Genomic DNA, 17,953 nt, shown 5'->3' with positions numbered 1-17,953 from the left:
TGTGAGGTGAAGTGTTGAAGAAGTATACAGCTTGGCTGTTGGCGCCCCTGGCATGGTTCAGCCTGGCATTGCAGGCCGCACCGGTTACCCCGGAGGCGGTGATGGCATTCCAGACCCTGAAACAGCCGGTGATCGCCGACAACGGTGAAGTGGTGGCGTACACGGCAATGCCGGACCGGGGCGATCCGGTCGGCCATGTCCGCCGCCCGGATGGACAACTGTTTCGCCTGCGCGGGGCGGAAAAGCCGCAGCTCTCTGCCGATGGCCTGCACGCCCTGTTTGAGCGTCCCGCCAGCTTGCTGGAGCGGGAGAACGCCGGCGCCAAGGAGCGCAAAGCGCTGAAAAGCGGCCGGGTGCTGATCCATACCCGCACCGGCAAACGGACCGAGTTCGAGCGGGTCAAGCAGGCCGAGTTTGGCCAGGCTGGCCGCTACCTCTACCTCTGGCTGGAGCCGGAGGAGGAGCAGGAGGGGAACATCGGCTCCACCCTGGTGCGGCGCGAACTGCGCAGCGGTGCCGAGCTGCGCATTGAGCACGTCGACCAGCTGGTGCTGGCAGAGCAGGGGGACGCCGTTGCCCTGGCCACCCGCACCCCCAGCGGTGAAAACGGCGTGTTCCTGCTGCAGCGCAGCGGTGAGCTGCTGCCGGTGCACCAGGAGGCCAACTGGCGTGCCGCAACCCTGAGCCTGAGCCGCGATGGTAAGCAACTGGCCTTCAGCTGGGGCCTGGCAGAGCAGCCCGCACGCCAGCGAGAGCACAAGGTAGGCCACTGGCAGGACGATAAGCTGCGCTGGCAGGAGCTCAACCACGCCGACTTTATGGTGAGTGCCTTCAGCACCTTGCAGTTCTCCCGTGATGGCCAGCGGCTGTTTATCGGCCGCCAGGCCCGCCAGCCTGAGATCAAGGCCCCGGAGGATTACACCCAGGACAGTCTGACCAACCGGGCACAACTGGAAGCCCACGCGGACCTGGTGCTCTGGCACGGTGACGATGCCCACATCAAGCCGCAGGAACAGAAGCGCTACGACGACGAGTTTAAGCGGGTATACCAGGGGGTTTGGCACCTGGATGGCGAGCGCTTCATTCAGCTGGCGGACCCGGTGGTGCCGGATCTGGAGCTGGCAGACAATGCTCGCTACCTGCTTGCCTCCAGCGACGTGCTCTACCGCAAGATGATCACCTGGGCCGGCTTCTACCGCGACTGGTACCTGGTAGACCTGCGCAATGGCCAGCGTCGACGCCTGGTGGTACAGACCCTGTCCGAGGACAAGCCCACCCTGTCACCCCACGATGACGCGGTGGTCTGGCACGTGCGCGGAGAGCTGTTCTGGCATGACGTTCGCGCCAACAGCACCCGCAGCATTGCCAACGGCTTTGCCAACGAGGATCACGACTACCCAAGCCCGGCGCCCGGCTATGGCTTTGGCCCCTGGCTGGATGCCGGCGAAGGGGTGCTGCTGTACGACAAGTACGACATCTGGCGCGCCAAGGCCGGTAAGATCGAGGCCCTGACCCTGGGCCGACGGGATCGCATCATCCACCGGGTGGTGGAAACCGACCCGGACGCACTGTGGGCGCCGATGGGGCAGGACCTGCTGGTGCACACCATCGATGAGCGTCAGCGTAATGAAGGGCTGCACCGGATGCAGGTGATCACTGCCACCCTGGTGCCCTGGCGCCAGAGTGACGCTCGCCTGCGCTTTGTTGCCAAGGCCAGCAACAGTGAGGCGGCCCTGTTTACCCAGGAGCGCTATGACCTGTATCCCGATCTGCAGCTGAGTCAGGGCTGGCGCGGCGAGTGGCAGCAGGCCTCCGACCTGGGCAAGCAGCTGGACAACCTCGACTGGGGTCAGTCCCGGATGGTCAATTGGCGCTCCCAGACCGGTCAGAACCTGCAGGGGGTGGTGATCACCCCACCGGGATGGGACGGTCGTACCCCGCTGCCCACCATCGTCTACTTCTACCGCTTTATGAGCGATCGCCTGCACCAGTTCCCGCAGATGGCGCTCAATCACCGCCCTAACTTCCCCTGGTTTGCCAGTGAGGGCTACGCCATCTTCCTGCCGGACATCCGCTTTGAGATCGGCCACCCGGGTCGCTCCACCGGCCAGGCGATCCTGCCCGGGGTCGAGCGCTTGGTGGAGCTGGGGATCACCGATCCCAACGCGGTAGGACTGCAGGGCCACTCCTGGGCCGGCTACCAAAGCGCCCATCTGGTGACCCAAAGCAACGCCTTCAAGGCCGTCGTCACCGGTGCCCCGGTGTCTAACATGACCTCGGCCTACACCGGCATTCGCTTAGGCAGTGGCCTGGCCCGTCAGTTCCAGTACGAAGCGGGCCAAAGCCGCATCGGTCAAAGCCTGTACCGGGCGCCGGAGCTGTACATCGAGAACAGCCCCATCTTCCATGCCGACAAGGTGCAGACGCCGATGGTAATCATGTTCGGTGACGAGGACGATGCGGTGCCCTATGAACAGGGTATCGAGCTCTACCTGGCGATGCGCCGGCTGGGCAAGCCGGTGGTGATGCTGCAGTACCAGGGCGAACCCCACCACCTCAAGCGCTACCCCAACAAGGTGGATTACAGCCTGAAGATGATGGACTTCTTCAACCACACCCTCAAAGGGGAGGCCGCGCCGGAGTGGTGGCTGCATGGCCAGCCCTACAAGCAGCCAGACCCCGAGTCGGAGTAGCACCCCATTTAACTCCAAGCCCCTTTGTTGCTGTCGCCGATGCGCTGCCAACAAAGGGGCTTTTTTGTGAAGGGGTTAGGCAGGAATCCAGCAGAAGCATCGATAACCAGTGCTTATCCATCCTGCGGCTTTACCCGGATTCAAATGCTAATTAGTCGCATCGACCCCATTGGCCTGTACTAGGCTTAAAGCCGCTTTGCTTGGCAGGCTCCGGGCTGCCGTGCCCTTGTGGGTGGTTGAGTAACCCTATGGCCGAAGAGCCAAACTGAACATCAGGTTACTCACCAGGGGACGGTTGCGTCGGGGTAATGGGACGCCGGTGCGTTGTGCCGGTCCAGGCTCAGTGTTCTCCATGATTTAGGGACGGTTTTATCGTAGTGCGGACGTCACTCAGAGAGGGAAGTGTCGTCCGAGCAGCATCACGCCATATCGGAGAACCCAATGGAGTTAAAGCGGACACTGCCCCCCAGTCGCAGCCTTGAGCAGGTAACCAACCACTACCTGGTCGAGAAGGCGATCGCCGAACGCCTCAAGGCGTCCAACTGGGAGGAGCGGAAACGGATCTATTCCACCATGTACGATGAGCTGTTCGCCAAGGTGCCGGATCACCCCCGACTGACACGACGGGAATCGCTCGATCTTTCCAGCAAAACCACCAAGGTCAAACTGGCCTCCGTCAGCAAGTTTCTCACCCCCACCAGCCATTTTCTCGAGTTTGCGCCGGGGGATTGCCGCTTCGTTAAGGAGGTGGCTCAGCACGTTGAGAAGGCGATCGGGGTGGACATCTCGGATCAACAAAACCCGGAGGATGGCACGCCGGACAACTTTGAGCTGATTGTATATGACGGCTACAACCTGGATACGGTGGCGGATGAATCGATCGACCTGGTGTTCAGCGACCAGCTGATCGAACACTTTCATCCCGATGACACCAAGCAGCACTTTCAGTTGGTGCACCGGATCCTGCGACCGGGTGGGCGCTACATCTTCCGTACTCCCCACTCCCTGACCGGGCCCCACGATGTGTCCCGCTATTTCTCCGATGAGCCCCAGTGCTTCCATCTCAAGGAGTGGACCTACGCCGAGATCAAGACGCTGATCCAGGAGCTGAAGTTCTCCAGTGTCACCACCCACTGGAACGGTAAGGGGATCGACTTCCGTTTGCCCTATCTCTATTTCTCGCTGTGTGAGCAGGTACTGGGTACGGTGCCCAAGCGCTATGTGCGTGAGGCCGCCAAGTATTTCATTCCTTCGCTGACCTGCATCGTTGAGAAGTAACCGCTAACCCACAACAAAGGGGCCATAAGGCCCCTTTTTTCGTTATGGGATGGTCTACTGGGAGGCGAGAGCCGCCTCGCCCCAGGCGGTGAGGACCCCATCGTGGAACAGCAGTGGCGTGGTCTCATCCAGGGTGGTTTCACCGTCGCCCTTGGTGCGGTGGGTGCGATAGCGCAGCACCTGGATGGTGATGCCATCCCGCTGGTGGGCCTCGGAGAAATCCGGCTGACCCAGGCTGGCCATCACCTCGGCCTTGGCCATGCCCGGCTCCAGCTGGGCAATGGTGGCAGCGTTATGGCGCTGGCGATCATCCCAGTCCATCTGCTCCAGCGAGTCCGGCTCCCAGTTGAGCACCACCACCGCAGCGAACATCAGGTAGGCCGCCAGCAGCCCCAGCATGATGGGCAGTACCTTGCTCTTTCCTTGTTGCTTCATCTGCCCCTCCGCTTACCAGCCGATCGTCTGACCGTCGTAATTGTAGAACTGACCGCTGCGCTCGAGGTTAAGTTCGGCGATCACCTGGCTCATCCCCTGTACCGAGGTATCTGTGTCGATCAGAGCATGGGCCCCGCCCATCTCGGTTTTCACCCAGCCGGGGTGGAGCAGGGCAACCGCCACCTGCTGCGGAGCCAGGTCAACCGCCAGGCTGCGACCGATGGCATTCACCGCCGCCTTGGAGGCGCGATAGAAGTAAGCACCGCCGCTGCCGTTGTCGGTCATCGAGCCCATCTTGGAGCTGAGCAGGGCCACCTTGGCCCCGGGGGCCAGGTGGGGCTGCAGCGCCTGCACCAGCAGCAGTGGCGCCAGCACATTAACCTGCATGATCTCATCGAACGGGGCCGCCTGGTAATCCCCCAGGGCGATCCCCTTGGGGCCATAGACGCCGGCATTGCTGATCAACAGATCCAGCGGCTGGTCCTGGACAAAGGCACAGAGCGCGCTGAGTTGCTCCGGTTTTGCCAGGTCCAGGCCCACCAGTGACAGGGTATGAGGGTGGGACTCCGCCAGGGCCAGCAACGCCTCCGCCTGCTCCGGCTGGCGGCAGCAAGCGATCACCTCCGCCCCTTGTGCCAGGTAGTGGTGGCAGAATGCCAGGCCGATGCCGCGGTTGGCCCCGGTGATCAAAACCCTTTGTGTCATGGTGTCTCCCTTCTGAACTGTTTGAGATCCAGCCCCAGTTGCAGGTCACGCCGCAGTCGAACCAGGGCGTAACTCATTCGGGCCTGTTGTTGATGGTGTGCCAGTTTCTCCCCCAGCTTACCCTCTGGCAGGGGGCCAGCAAACAGCTGGGCCAGGCTGCCGTACTCCGATAGCAGCTTCTGAGCGGTTTTCTTGCCGATGCCTGGTACTCCGGGGATACCGTTGCCGCTGTCGCCGGCCAGGGCCCAGAAATCCAGCAGCTGAGCTGGGGCCACCCCGACCCGCGACTGCAGGCTGTCGGCATCGATGGCGCTGCCGGCAAAGTGGTCCCATTGGCCGATGGCGTCACAGTGGAGCTGACCAAAGCCCTTGTCGGTGGAGAGGATCATGACCTGACCGCCGTGCTGCGCCACCTTGTGGGCGATGGTGCCGATCAGGTCGTCCGCTTCCACGTCCGCCTGCTGCACCGAGCGGATCCCGGTGGCCTCCATCTCTGCCCTCAGCCGCGGCAGCAACTGGGCCAGATCCTCCGGCATCGGCTTGCGCTGGGCCTTGTAGTCCGGGTAGAGGCGGCGCCGCCAGCTCTGCTCATGACCGCCATCCCAGACCAGGATGGCGTGGCTGGGCTGGTGCAGGTTGAGGGCCTTACGCAGTGCCTGCTGGCAACGCAGACAGAGGGCATCACCGTCGCCTTCGGGCACCGCGGCGTGGATACGACGCACCAGGTTGAGGGCATCGACCAGTAACAACCGCAGCGTCATGGGTGGCGGATCTCGTAGCAGGGGGTGTAGGTGCTGCCGGGCAGCTTCATCCGTCCCTGGTCGACAAAGGCCTGCAGCAGGGCATCCATCCGCCGCATCAAGGCTGGATCCCCCTGCAGCTGGAACGGCCCCTGTTTGGCGATGGCGCGGATCCCCTGGGCCTTGACGTTACCGGCGACGATGCCGGAGAACGCCTTGCGCAGGGTGGCGGCCAGTTGGGACAGGTTCTTTTGTGGGCGCAGAGGCAGATTGGCCATCGCCTCGTGGCTGGGCTCAAAGGGCAATTGAAACTCCGGTTCGATCTTCAGGCCCCAGTTGTAGGCGAAGGCATCGTGGGTCTGTTGCCGGTGGGCCTTAACCGTGGGGATGTGGTGTTTGAGGCAGCGAGCTACCGCGACGGGATCGTCGATGATGATGTGGTAGCGGGCCTGGGCCCGGGGACCTAAGGTGGCGCCGATAAAGGCGTTGATCTCATCGAAGTAGGCCCGGCTCGATTCCGGCCCGGTGAGCACCACCGGCAAGGGCTCAGCGGCGTTTTGCTCGTGCAGCAGGATCCCCAGCAGGTAGAGCAGCTCCTCGGCGGTGCCCACCCCGCCGGGGAAGATGACGATGCCGTGGCCCAGGCGAACGAAGGCCTCCAGCCGCTTCTCGATGTCCGGCAGGATCACCAGCTCGTTGACGATCTGGTTTGGCGGCTCGGCGGCGATGATGGAGGGCTCGGTCAGCCCCAGGAAGCGCCCGTCCTTGTTGCGCTGCTTGGCGTGGGCGATGGCGGCCCCTTTCATCGGCCCCTCCATCGCACCCGGGCCACAGCCGGTACAGATGTTGAGATCACGCAGCCCCAGCTCAAAGCCCACCTCGCGGGTGTATTGGTACTCGCTGTCGTTGATGCTGTGGCCACCCCAGCACACCACCAGGTTGGTCTTGCCGCCGGTGGGGATCACCTTGGCGTTTCGCAGGATCTCAAACACCACGTTGGTGATGTGAGTGGCGTTGGTGAGGTTGATGTGGCGCAGGTTCTCGTAGCGGTCGTTGATGTAGAGCAGGTCGCGCAGCACCGCAAACAGGTGCTCCTGGATACTGCGCATCAGCTTGCCATCCACCAGGGCCTCTTCCGGCGGGTTGGTCAGCTCAAGGATGACGCCGCGCTCCTGGCGCAGCACCCGGATCTGGAAATCCTGGTAGCGCTGAAACAGCGCTTCGCTGTCGTCGCTTTTGACCCCGGCGGCCAATACCGCCAGGGAGCAGTTACGGAACAGTTGGTAGAGATCGGAGGCGGCGCTTTCCCGCAGCCGTTCCACCTCCAGTTGAGACAGCTGGTCCAGGCTGCCCCGGGGACGTACCTGGATCTGCATCGTCGGCACTCCTGACAGGAACGGGTGCGCCGCAGTGGCACGGCGCACGCGTCTCAGTTATCGATTTCCACCCGGTCGCGGCCCTGGCGCTTGGCCCGGTAGAGCGCCGCGTCAGCCCGTTCGAAGGTTTCCTGGATGGTTTCGTTGCCCGCCACCAGCGCAGCCCCCACCGAGATGGTGACGGTCAGCCGGTCATTACGGAACTTGAAGGGGATGGCCTTGATCCGCTCACGGGTCCGGTTGAGGATCAGCGCCACGTGTTCTTCGTCCACTTCTGGCAATAATAGGACAAACTCCTCACCGCCGTAGCGTGCGACAAACTCCTCTTTTCGCAACGCGTTTTTCAGCGCCATCGCGATCACCTGGAGGGTTTTATCGCCGGTGGTGTGGCCGAAGTTGTCGTTGATCGACTTGAAGTGATCGATATCTACCACCGCCACCCACAGCTTGCTGCCGTAGCGCCGGACATTGCGATACTCCCGCTTGAGCCGGTCCTCCAGCGCCGCCCGGTTGGGCAGTTGGGTCAGGGCGTCGAGCATATTGAGGCGCTGCTGCTCCACCAGCTTCTCTTTATAGCTGCTGGCCTCGTTAGTGATGGCCGACAGCTCCTTGCGCATCTGCTCCATCGACTCCTTGAGCTTCATAAACTCGCGCTGGTCTTCCTGCTCCCGCTTCTCCAGCATCCCCCGCAACTGCGCCAGCTCCTTGCTGACGTGCTGCTTAAGCTGCTCCAGCTCGGTGGCGTTGGCGACCGAGTCACCCAGGGCGTTGCACTGACTGGACAGCTTGCGATTGAGCTCGCGCTGGTTGCCGAAGTTGCGGACCGTCAGGTTCCAGTTGTCCGATACCGCTTCGCGCACCACGTTGAGGGCGTCGTTGATGGCAAACAGGAACTGCTGGGAGGAGTTTTTCTCGCGGACAATCTCACCGGTGAGCAGATCCAGTACCTGCTGATAGGCGTCCAGCAGGCTCTCAACCCCGATCTCGCCAGCCAATTCCGCCTTGACGGCGGCGATAGTGGAGCGGTTCTCCGGGCGGAACTCCAGCTCCGACAGCAGTTGTGCCAGTTCGTGGGCCATCTGCTGATGCTTGGGGCTGACCTCCAGTGGGGTGTTGCTGGCCAGGCGCTCGCTAAGCAGCGCCTCGTAGTAGCCGACCAGGCGACGCAGCTGCGGCAGGTGCTCCCAGATGCTGTAGACCGGCTTCTTCATCTCCTGCTGGAAGAAGGTGAGCTCCCGCTGCAGTCCCTCGGGCAGGTCGGCCAGCTGGGTCAGGCGCTTGGCCAGGCTGGCCATCGCTTCCTGACTGCCTTTGACCTCGCGCTGGGAATGTTGTGCCTGGGATTGCAGGGTGCGGCACAGCGCCGCCAACTCCGGCAGCAGGGCGTCGACCTGCTTCTCACTGGCCAGTCGTGATCGCAGTTTGGCGAGCCGATTGTCCAGCTCCAGGTTCTGCCCTTTGCAGCTGATGCTGAGATGATGGACACACTCGACCAGTCCGCGGATCTGCCGCTGGTTGACCTCGTTGAGCTCCAGCAACTTGCGTTGTGCCTGCTGGGCCCGTTTCAGTTGTTGTTCGAGCATGCTGCGCTCGAGGGGCTGGGTAGAGGTTTCACTCATGCCTCGGTGTCCTCGTGGTGCCCCTGTCGGCGGGTGGTGCAGTTCAAGCCGTCTCCCGATGCCAGATTGCGAAGGCCTTGCTTGGCCTTAAGAACAGTAAAGGGATTCAAGTACATATGCGATGGTTATAACACAGGGTAGCGGCAACGCCTATAGCTTAGAGCCCGGCTCGTTTGAGCGCAGGGTTCGGCGATGGATTTGTTAGCGTGATCACACTGTCCTGCTCCGCAGGGTTGGGCAGTGAGAGCTCCTGCTGGTGGTTGCTGATGCAGCGGATCACCCCGTTCTGGATGCACTTGGTGGCACTTTCGTACACCTGGTCCGGTTGCAGCAGCGGTGCATTGAGCGCGATGGGCTGCAGCAGCACATAACGCGGTTGCCCAGCCTCTTGCGCCGCACGAATGGCCGACCACAACGCCAGCTGACACAGCTCGAGCGATTGGCTGGCGGCCAGGCGCAGCATCGAGCCGGGCTGGAACGGCAGGGGGATACTGCCGGCGGCGATGGGGAGGTCACGATAGCGGCTCAGCTCCGGCCAGGCCTGGGCCCGGCTCAGCAGCAGGGGTAGCCACTCCTGGATCGCCCCGGTCTGGACCACCAGGGCAAAGGCGCCGGGGCTGATCTCCAACACCTGGCTGACTCCCTGGATCTCCGCCAGTTGGCGGGTCAGGGCACGTCGGTCGAGGCTGTGGCGATGCTGACCCACCTCCAGCTCCCCTTGGGCCAGCGAGCCCAGCTGCAGCAGCACCAGGGCACCGGCAGGGGTCTGATCCAGTGCCTGCACCAGCGCCTGGCGGTTGCCGGCGCCACTGACCGGCTCGGTCAGCAGGGCGGCGCGGCTTTTGCTCAGGTGGCGACCCTGCAGGTGATGACGGCGCCACAGGGTCAGCAGGATCAGCACCAGCAGCACCAAGCTGGCACCGCCAATCTGTCGCTGCACCTGCAAGCGCTGCAGCTCCAGCCCCTGCTGGGCCAACTGGCGGTCACGCTGGCTCAGATCCGATTTGAGCTGTTGGGAGGAGAGTGCCTTGGAGGACTGCACCCCGGTGATGTCGGTGGTGGGCACGTGGATGTTCAGGGCCTTGCTCAGCTGGCCCCAGGCCAGCTCATCCTGGCCCAGTAATTTGTTGATGGTGGCCAGGGTGTGCCAGAACTCCCGCTGCAGGTCGCGCTCCTGCTGCTGTTCGGCGATCGCCTTAAGCGGCGCTGCCGCCCGTTGGGCCTGCTCCAGCTGGTCCAGGCTGACATGGGCCTGGGCCATGCGCAGGCCGTTAACGAACAGATAGCGACGGTGGCCGCGCTGCTCGAACACCGGCTGCGCCTTGTTGAAATACTCCAGCGCCTTCTCCGCCTGGGCGCTGTCGAGGTAGACCCGGCCGATGTCGTGACGGGCGGCGGCGACCCCAAGCGGGGTGTCGATCCGCTCCAGGTTGGTCAGTGCCAGCAGGTGGTAATGCAGGGCCTGGGAGTGGTCTTCGCGGCGCTCATGCACATAGGCCACCTCGGACAGGGCGTTGGCCAGCAGGTGGCGCTCGTTGATCTCCTGGGCTTGCTGGGCCGCCTGGTGGGCGTAATCCAGCGCCTCCTCGTACTCACCGGTTTCGCGCAGCAGTCGGGCCAGCTCCATCGACAGCATCACCGGGAAGTCCGGGTCGCGGATCTCGTTGGAGAGGCTGATGGCAGAGCGGTAGTGTTCCACCGCCTCACCGTGCATCTGGCTGAGCCGGTAGCTGCGCCCCAGGTGATGCTCCACCTTGGCCAGACGAGCGTTGTCCCCCGCCAGCAGCGCCCGTTTGCGGGCCTTACCCAGCACCTCGATCGCCTCGGGGGTGCGACGCAGGTAGCGCAGTAGCGAGCCGGATTTGAGCAGCACGTCGATGTGCAGCGACAGGGCTTCGGGCTCCGACATCGCTGCCAGGGCCAGGTTGGCACTGGCAAACAGCTCCAGGGCGTGCTCAAACTCGCTGAGCATGGCGCCGACGTAACTGCCCTCGAGCAGCAGCAATCGATTCTGTTGTATCGGGGTCAGCGGGCGTTGGTGCAGTTGCTCGATGGCTAGGGCCAGCTCAGGCTGGTTGGAGAGTTCCAGGTGGGCGAAGCCCACCAGCAGCAGGCGTTCGGTCTCCAGGGCGGGCAGTTCGGAGGGTTGTGTGCCGTAGCGTTGCAACAGGGCTTGCGGGTTGTCCACCAGCTGCTCACGAGCCAGCTGCAGATCTTTGCTGTCAAAGGCCAGGGCAGGCAACGCACACACCCAAAGCAGGCCGAGGATGGCAGATCTCATCCCGTCTCCTTCCCTATTTTTGTTATCGGCTTGATATACTGCCAGCCCACCAATGACATAACAATAATTCAAACAAAAGGATTTGCTATGAAGCTAAGGGAGCTGCTGGCCATTTTCTGGTTGTTCGTCAGTACCTCCGTGGCTGCCGCCACGACCCAATACCACATCGATTTGAGTGAACCCGGGCATCACATCGCCCAGGTGGAGATGGTGTTACCCCAGATCGAGCCCGGCCCATTGCAGCTGGCCCTACCCAACTGGCGCACCGGCCGCTACCAGATCCTGCCGATGGCGGATGGGATCCGCGCCTTCGAGGCGGTGGATAGTCAGGGCCGCCCCCTGGCCTGGCAGAAGGTACGCCGCGCCACCTGGCAGGTGCAGGTCACCGAGCCGGGGGAGGTCCGTTTACGCTACCAGGTGCACGCCACCGAGCTGGGGGACCGCAGCCGCCATATCGACGACAGCCACGCCTACCTGGACGCCTCCGGGGTGCTGATGTACGACCTGGACGGTATCGACCGGCCGCTTGAGGTTGCACTGACCGTGCCCAAGGGTTGGCGCTCGGTCTCCGGTATGCGGCGACTGGGACCGCACCGCTTTGCCGCTAAGGACTACCACGTGCTGGTGGACAGCCCGATTGAAACCGGCATCCACCAGGATTTCCAGTTCCAGGTCAGGGGACGGGACTATGAGCTGGTGATCTGGGGCGAGGGCAACTACGACGCCGAGCAGATGGTGGCCGATCTTAAGGCGCTGGTGGAGGTGGGCGGTGCCTACTACGACCATCAGTACCCCTACGACTACTACCTGTTTATTGTCCACGCCACCGACGGAGCTCGAGGGGCCACAGAGCACCTCAACTCGACGGTGATCCAGCGCCCCCGCTGGCGCTTTGCCGAGCGGGCAGACTACCTGAGCTTTCTCGCTACCGCCGCCCATGAACTGATCCACACCTGGAACGTCAAGGCCTACCGTCCCGCCGGCCTGGTCCCCTATCGCTACCAGCAGGACAACTACACCCCGCTGCTGTGGTTTGCCGAGGGCGGTACCAGCTATTTGCAGAACCGCTGGTTGCTGCAGGCCGGGCTAATGACCCCGGAGGAGTTCCTGGCGGATCTGGCCAAGCGGCTCAACAGCCACCTGAATCGGCCCGGCCGGGATTGGCAAAGCGTGGCCCAGGCCAGCTTCGACGGCTGGATCGCCCGCGGCGGCGACTATGGCCTCAATCACAGCGTCAGCTTCTACAGTGAGGGCTACCTGGCCTCCTGGGCGCTGGATCACTTCATCATGGGCTCCCGCGATGGGGTGGGGATCCAGGCACTGCACCAGAGCCTGTACCAGCAAGACCCCTTGCCCGGCAGCTACGACAGCGCCCGGTTGCAACAGCGCTTAACGGAGTTGGTAGGGCGGGATCCCAGTGTGTGGTGGTCGCAGCACATCGACGGTCCGCTGCAACTGGACCTGGCCGCGCTGCTGGCGCAAACCGGCCTGCAACTGCAGTGGCCCGAGGAGCAGGAGTGGGACCTGGGACTGACCACGGAGAAGGACAGCGGCAAGATCGTTCAGGTGCGCCGGGATGGCCCGGCCTGGCAGGCCGGACTGACCGTAGGGGATGAGTTGGTGGCGGTGGATGGACGTCGCTGGCTTGGCAGCGACTGGCCCAGCCTGTTGGCCCAGGCCGAGGCGGGGCAGCAGGTGATGCTCAGCCTGTTTCGCCGTCAGCGCCTGATGGAACTGCCTTTGACCCTGCAGCAGCGCCCCAAGGGCACCCCCAAGATTGTACCTCTGGAGTCAGCGACCGAGGCCCAGCGTCAGCGCTTTGCCCTTTGGAGTGGCGTCGCCTGGCCGTTCGAGCAGCTTTGAGGCACATAGCCAAGCATTAAAAAAGCTTCACTGCGGAACTCCAGGGGCAACAGCACACTGAAGCTCTTGCAGTAAGCTAAATCCGCGAAGCCAAGCTTGATTTGCCCTCCCAGGCATGATGAAGCAATGACTCTTGCGCCGACTTTGAGGTGCCCGAGTAGAGGCGTCATTGGCAAGGCTGAGGGCCAGGACGGCCCGAGTGACCAGCGGAGGCATGGAAGCCGACTCTGGTCATTGCCGCCAGTCGATGCCGTCGATGCGAGGATTCAGCACCGATTGGAGGCAACGGGGGTTCCAAGGGGGCGGAGCGCCCCTTTGGTTGCTGTCGCCAACGCGACAAAGTTACGAAGCAGAGAGGGGAGACTCTCACGAGTGAGAGCTAACCCCGCAAAATATGAAAAGAATCAACAAAAAAGCGGGCCCCCAGGGGCCCGCTTTTTCTCTCCGACGACTCAGATGGTGTCGTCAACGCCACCCATGGCGTCCAGCAGATCCGGCCACAGGCGGTTGAACTCGCCGGCCATCAGCACCAGGTCCGCATCCAGGCGCGCTGCCAGGTCTTCCTTATCGATGTCGTCGTTCTGCTCCTGGATCACATCGGAGAACTTGATGCGCTTCAGGGACATGTCGGCATTAAGCACGAAGGTCAGGCTGTCGGCCCAGTCCAGGCCCAGCTTGCTGACCAGCAGGCCGCTGTCGAGGTAGGCGCGCACCTCGTCGCTGTCCAGCGGCAGGTCCTTCAGCTTCACGCTGCCGCCGGTTTCCGCCAGGCTCTTCAGCTCCGCCTCTTCCAGCGGGGTCAGGTTGTTGCCGATGGCGCCGGTGCGAACCCAGTCCGCCATCGCTTCTTCCGGCAGGGTGTTGGGCATCAGCGGGGCGATCGGCAGCGAGCCCATCGCCTGGCGCAGCAGCGACAGCAGCTCTTCGGCGCGGTTGGCGCTGGAGGTGTCCACCAGCACCAGTTGGGCCTTGGGCAGGATCAGCGCACGGATCTGGGTGCGGCGGCTGAACGCCCGCGGCAGCAGCACGGCGACGATATCTTCCTTCATCGCTTCCTTCTCCGCCTTACGGGCGGGACGGCCCTGCTCGCTTTCCAGCTGGCGGACCCGCTCTTCCAGTTCTTCGCGGATCACCGAGGCCGGCAGCATCTTCTCCTCTTTCTCGATCGCGATCAGCAGGCTGCCTTCCACTTCGTGGACCAGGGAGCGGCCGGCCTTGTTGCCCAGGGCGGCGACGAAGCCCAGTTTGCTGACCTCCTGGCTGTTGGCCGGGACGAAGGCCAGGGACTCGAGTTGCTGTTCCAGCTCCTCGGTTTGCCAGTTCAGGGGTTTGGTGAGCCGGTAGGGCTGCGCGTTCTTAAACCACATGGATGCACCTGATATCGATTAGCGTGATTGCGGAGCGGCAGTTTAGGGAAAAGGCCGCAGCGGTTCAATTGAAACCCCGCGCCGGCCACCGTTCTGCAGAAAGAACAGTCTGTTTGGTGTGCTTTAACTTCCGCTGCAGTGGGGCTTTTTGGCAGGGGATTGCTCTCAGTATCGAGCGTTGGTGTGACGGCGATCACCCGTCGGTAAACGCACTGTTACCGGTTGAACATGGTTTCTCCACGTAATAAAAATGTCACGGAAACATGAAATATAACTGTCACATACAGTTGTCACACTGCGCCTCGTTTTCTCCTGAACCCGGAAAACACCCGAATTTAACAAGGAACATGAACACCATGTCTATCAAGCGTACTGTCCTGGCTGCCGCTGTTGCCGCTGCCACCCTGCCTGCCGCGGTATCCGCCAACGACGTTGACGTTTACGGCCGTCTGAACCTGACCCTGCAAGCTACCGACGTAGCTGGCGAAAGCGAGACCAAAGTGGCCAGCCACTCCTCGCGTTTCGGCGTAAAGGGTAGCCATGAGATCTCCGCGGGCCTGGAAGCCTTCTACCAGGCCGAGTGGGGCCTGAGCGTTACCGGTAGCGACCCCTTCTCCAACCGTAACCAGTTCATTGGCCTGCGTGGAGACTTCGGTTCCACCACCATCGGTCGTCGTGACACCGCGCTGAAGCTGTCCCAGGGTAAGGTTGACCAGTTCAACGACTTCGACGGTGACCTGGGCAAGGTGATGGGCGGTGAGGTTCGTGCCTCCCAACAGGTGTCCTACGCCACCCCGACCATCGCTGGCATGTTCAAAGGTGAGGTGACCTACCTGACCGAAAACGGCAACGGCGAGAACGGTTTCTCCGTTGCTGCCATGGCCGGTGACGCCAACTACAAGGCGCAGCCGTTCTACGCCGCCATCGGTTACGACAGTGAAGTCTCCGACCGTGACATCCTGCGTGTCACCGCTGGCGGTAAGCTGGCCGGCGTCGAGCTGGGCTTCATGTTCTCCGACGAAGAGGTGGTCTCCTCTGGTGCCTCCGGCGACGCCATCCTGGTCTCCGCCGCTTACGGTCTGGGTAACACCAAGCTGAAAGCCCAGTTTGTCGACGGTGACGTCCCGGGCAAGGCCAACACCTCCTACAGCGTGGGCGCCGAGCACAAGCTCTCCTCCGCCATGCGTCTGAACGCCTACTACACCGGTCTGGAGTTTGACGGTGCCGACGACGACTCCTACTTCGCTGTTGGCGTACGCTACGACTTCTAAGCCTGGCTGTCGCCCTTCGCGGTGATGCCATGCAATACAAAGGGGCCCTTGCGGCCCCTTTTTGCGTCTTGTTGCCCTGTTACCGCCCTGCTTGTAGCCATCATGTTACCAGCTTGGTGGTTAGCCCCATGATTCCCCTGTCTATTTCTTGATTTTTACCTGGCTCAAGTATGGGGTTATCATATTTCTGTCATCAAACTGCCAGATAATCTGCGGCGAAACCAAAGCCTGTGGATCATATCGAGACCTATGACTGCCAATATCCTGATTGTTGAAGACGAATCTGCTATCCGCGAGATGTTGACCTTTGTGCTGGATCAGCACGGATTCCGTACTACCAGTGCCGCCGACTATGATCAGGGTCTGGAGTCGATCAATGAGCCCTACCCGGACCTGGTCCTGCTGGACTGGATGCTACCCGGTGGCAGCGGCATTCAGCTGGCCAAGACCCTGCGCCAGCAGGAGCACACCCGTCAGATCCCCATCATCATGCTGACCGCCCGCGGCGAAGAGGAAGATCGTGTCCGTGGCCTCGAGGTCGGTGCCGACGACTACATCACCAAGCCGTTCTCCCCCAAGGAGCTGGTGGCCCGCATCAAGGCGGTACTGCGCCGCGCGGCCCCGACCCGTCTGGAGGAAGCGGTTGAGGTGCATGGCCTGCGCCTGGATCCGGTGTCCCACCGGGTGACCGTCGATGAGGAGAGCCTGGACATGGGCCCCACCGAGTTCCGCCTGCTGCACTTCTTTATGACCCACCCTGAGCGGGTCTACAGCCGTGAGCAGCTGCTGGATAACGTCTGGGGCACCAACGTGTACGTAGAGGACCGCACCGTCGATGTGCACATCCGTCGTCTGCGCAAAGCGATCCAGCTCAAGGGCCACGATAAGTTGATCCAGACCGTGCGCGGAGCGGGCTACCGCTTCTCCACCAAGACCTGAGTCGTCCAAGTTAATGTCCGCCATGCAGTACACCGGGTTCGACCCTGTGAGCGCGTGGCGGATTTGTTTTTGTTAGAGTCTTTAGATGTTTGAAGAATACTCCGGTCCACGATTGATGCTGCGGCTGGTGCTGTGGTTTGTCCCCTTCCTGATCCTGGGCCTGGTGTTTGAGCAACTGGCCTGGATGCTGCTGCTGGGGACCTGGGCACTGATGTTCTGGCACTATCGGCACCTGACCCGCCTGGCCCACTGGCTCTGGCACGACCGCAGCCTGACACCGCCCCACGGCAGTGGCAGCTGGGAGCCGATCTTCAATGGCATCTATCGACTGCAGGGCAAGAATCGCCGTCGTCGCGCGCAACTGGCGCGGATGCTGTCCCGCTTCCGCGAGGGGGCCGAGGCACTGCCGGATGCCACCCTGGTGCTGGGCCCGCAAGGGCAGATCCTGTGGAGCAACCGCCTGGCGGAGCACCTGCTGGGGATCCGCTGGCCCAAAGACTCCGGCAACCGCATCCATAACCTGCTGCGCCACCCCCGCTTTGTAAAATACTGGAATCGCCGCCGCTTCAGCGATCCCCTCGAGCTGGTCTCTCCTACCAACGAGGAGCGCCAGCTCGAGATCCGGATCATCCCCTACGGCGACAACCAGCGCCTGCTGATCGCCCGGGACGTCACCCGGTTGCGCCAGCTGGAGCAGATGCGCCGCGACTTTGTTGCCAACGTCTCCCATGAGCTGAAGACCCCATTGACCGTGCTGCAGGGCTACGTCGAGATGATGCAGATGACCTGCGAGCCGGACTCCATGGTGGCCAAGCAGTACCAGGCGATGGAAGACCAGTCCGAGCGGATGAAGAACCTGGTAGAGCGGCTGCTGACCCTGTCGCGCATCGAGTCCTCCACCGACATCGACTTTGCCCATGTGGTGGACATGCCGGCGCTGCTGAAAACCGTCGAGCAGGAGGCGCTGGAGCTGTCCGCTGGACGCCACCAGCTGCAGTTTGATATCGACCCCGAGCTCAAGGTGTATGGTGACGAGATGCAGCTGCACAGTGCCTGCGCCAACCTGGTGCAGAACGCCATCCGCTACAGTCCGGAGGGCAGCCAGATCCAGGTTCGCTGGCGCAACGACGCCGAGGGGGCCAACTTCCTGGTGACCGACCAGGGCGAGGGGATCGAAGCGGAGCACCTGCCCCGTCTGACCGAGCGCTTCTACCGGGTGGACAAGGCCCGCTCCCGGGAAACCGGCGGCAGTGGCCTTGGCCTGGCCATCGTCAAGCATGCCCTGAGCCATCACAACAGCCAGCTGAGCATTGAGTCCGAGGTGGGGCAGGGCAGCCGTTTCAGCTTCCGTTTGCCCACCGCCCTGGTGGCCGAGAGCTGAGGCCG

General features: G+C 62.7%; 13 protein-coding genes. 6 read left to right on the top strand and 7 right to left on the bottom strand.

The annotated features are described in order from the left end of the window. Positions 1-14: 14 nt before the first annotated feature. Positions 15-2,693 (top strand): alpha/beta hydrolase family protein, encoded by a 2,679-nt coding sequence (locus BUC04_RS06615; protein WP_067663154.1) that lies wholly within the window; start codon positions 15-17, stop codon positions 2,691-2,693. Between the two features lie 441 nt (positions 2,694-3,134). Further along, positions 3,135-3,971: a class I SAM-dependent methyltransferase gene (locus tag BUC04_RS06610; protein WP_067663151.1), complete on the top strand. Its 837-nt coding sequence runs from the start codon at positions 3,135-3,137 to the stop codon at positions 3,969-3,971. Between the two features lie 54 nt (positions 3,972-4,025). On the opposite strand, the gene BUC04_RS06605 is transcribed toward BUC04_RS06610, so the two are convergent. From BUC04_RS06605 to BUC04_RS06580, 6 genes are all read right to left on the bottom strand, one after another. Next, the gene (locus BUC04_RS06605) at positions 4,026-4,406 is read right to left on the bottom strand and encodes a DUF3192 domain-containing protein (protein ID WP_067663148.1); all 381 of its coding nucleotides are present in this window, start codon (positions 4,404-4,406) and stop codon (positions 4,026-4,028) included. A 12-nt stretch (positions 4,407-4,418) separates the two neighbouring features. Continuing rightward, positions 4,419-5,111, bottom strand: a complete 693-nt coding sequence (locus tag BUC04_RS06600) for an SDR family oxidoreductase (protein WP_067663145.1) — start codon at positions 5,109-5,111, stop codon at positions 4,419-4,421. Beyond that, on the bottom strand, positions 5,108-5,872 hold the full coding sequence (gene xni / locus BUC04_RS06595) for a flap endonuclease Xni (protein WP_067663142.1): 765 nt from the start codon (positions 5,870-5,872) through the stop codon (positions 5,108-5,110). Before xni ends, BUC04_RS06600 begins: the two co-directional genes overlap by 4 nt. Beyond that, positions 5,869-7,227 carry a nucleotide 5'-monophosphate nucleosidase PpnN gene (gene ppnN / locus BUC04_RS06590; RefSeq protein WP_067663140.1) on the bottom strand — a complete coding sequence of 453 codons (1,359 nt, stop codon included), beginning with the start codon at positions 7,225-7,227 and terminating at the stop codon, positions 5,869-5,871. Before ppnN ends, xni begins: the two co-directional genes overlap by 4 nt. Before the next feature lie 53 nt (positions 7,228-7,280). Then, positions 7,281-8,846, bottom strand: a complete 1,566-nt coding sequence (locus tag BUC04_RS06585) for a GGDEF domain-containing protein (RefSeq protein ID WP_067663137.1) — start codon at positions 8,844-8,846, stop codon at positions 7,281-7,283. A 157-nt stretch (positions 8,847-9,003) separates the two neighbouring features. Then, positions 9,004-11,127 (bottom strand): tetratricopeptide repeat protein, encoded by a 2,124-nt coding sequence (locus tag BUC04_RS06580; protein ID WP_067663134.1) that lies wholly within the window; start codon positions 11,125-11,127, stop codon positions 9,004-9,006. Positions 11,128-11,214: 87 nt separating this feature from the next. Here BUC04_RS06580 and BUC04_RS06575 point away from each other — a divergent pair, with 87 nt between their 5' ends. Beyond that, positions 11,215-12,990, top strand: a complete 1,776-nt coding sequence (locus tag BUC04_RS06575; protein ID WP_067663131.1) for a M61 family metallopeptidase — start codon at positions 11,215-11,217, stop codon at positions 12,988-12,990. 452 nt (positions 12,991-13,442) lie between these two features. On the opposite strand, the gene rdgC is transcribed toward BUC04_RS06575, so the two are convergent. Beyond that, the gene (gene rdgC, locus BUC04_RS06570; protein WP_067663128.1) at positions 13,443-14,357 is read right to left on the bottom strand and encodes a recombination-associated protein RdgC; all 915 of its coding nucleotides are present in this window, start codon (positions 14,355-14,357) and stop codon (positions 13,443-13,445) included. A gap of 356 nt (positions 14,358-14,713) precedes the next feature. Between rdgC and BUC04_RS06565 the strand changes: the two genes are divergently transcribed. The 3 genes from BUC04_RS06565 to phoR all read left to right on the top strand — a co-directional run bounded on the left by BUC04_RS06565 (position 14,714) and on the right by phoR (position 17,948). Further along, complete coding sequence (locus BUC04_RS06565; protein ID WP_073325713.1) at positions 14,714-15,628, top strand: porin; 915 nt, start codon at positions 14,714-14,716, stop codon at positions 15,626-15,628. A 249-nt stretch (positions 15,629-15,877) separates the two neighbouring features. Next, positions 15,878-16,567 carry a phosphate regulon transcriptional regulator PhoB gene (gene phoB, locus BUC04_RS06560; RefSeq protein WP_067663122.1) on the top strand — a complete coding sequence of 230 codons (690 nt, stop codon included), beginning with the start codon at positions 15,878-15,880 and terminating at the stop codon, positions 16,565-16,567. An 85-nt stretch (positions 16,568-16,652) separates the two neighbouring features. After that, positions 16,653-17,948, top strand: a complete 1,296-nt coding sequence (phoR, locus tag BUC04_RS06555) for a phosphate regulon sensor histidine kinase PhoR (RefSeq protein ID WP_067663119.1) — start codon at positions 16,653-16,655, stop codon at positions 17,946-17,948. Positions 17,949-17,953: the final 5 nt, after the last annotated feature.

Origin of the sequence: Ferrimonas marina (genome assembly GCF_900129905.1) — a bacterium.
In the GTDB taxonomy this organism is placed as follows: Bacteria; Pseudomonadota; Gammaproteobacteria; order Enterobacterales; family Shewanellaceae; genus Ferrimonas; species Ferrimonas marina.
Note: the sequence above shows the minus strand (reverse complement) of the source record. Positions and strands in the feature narration are given on the sequence as shown.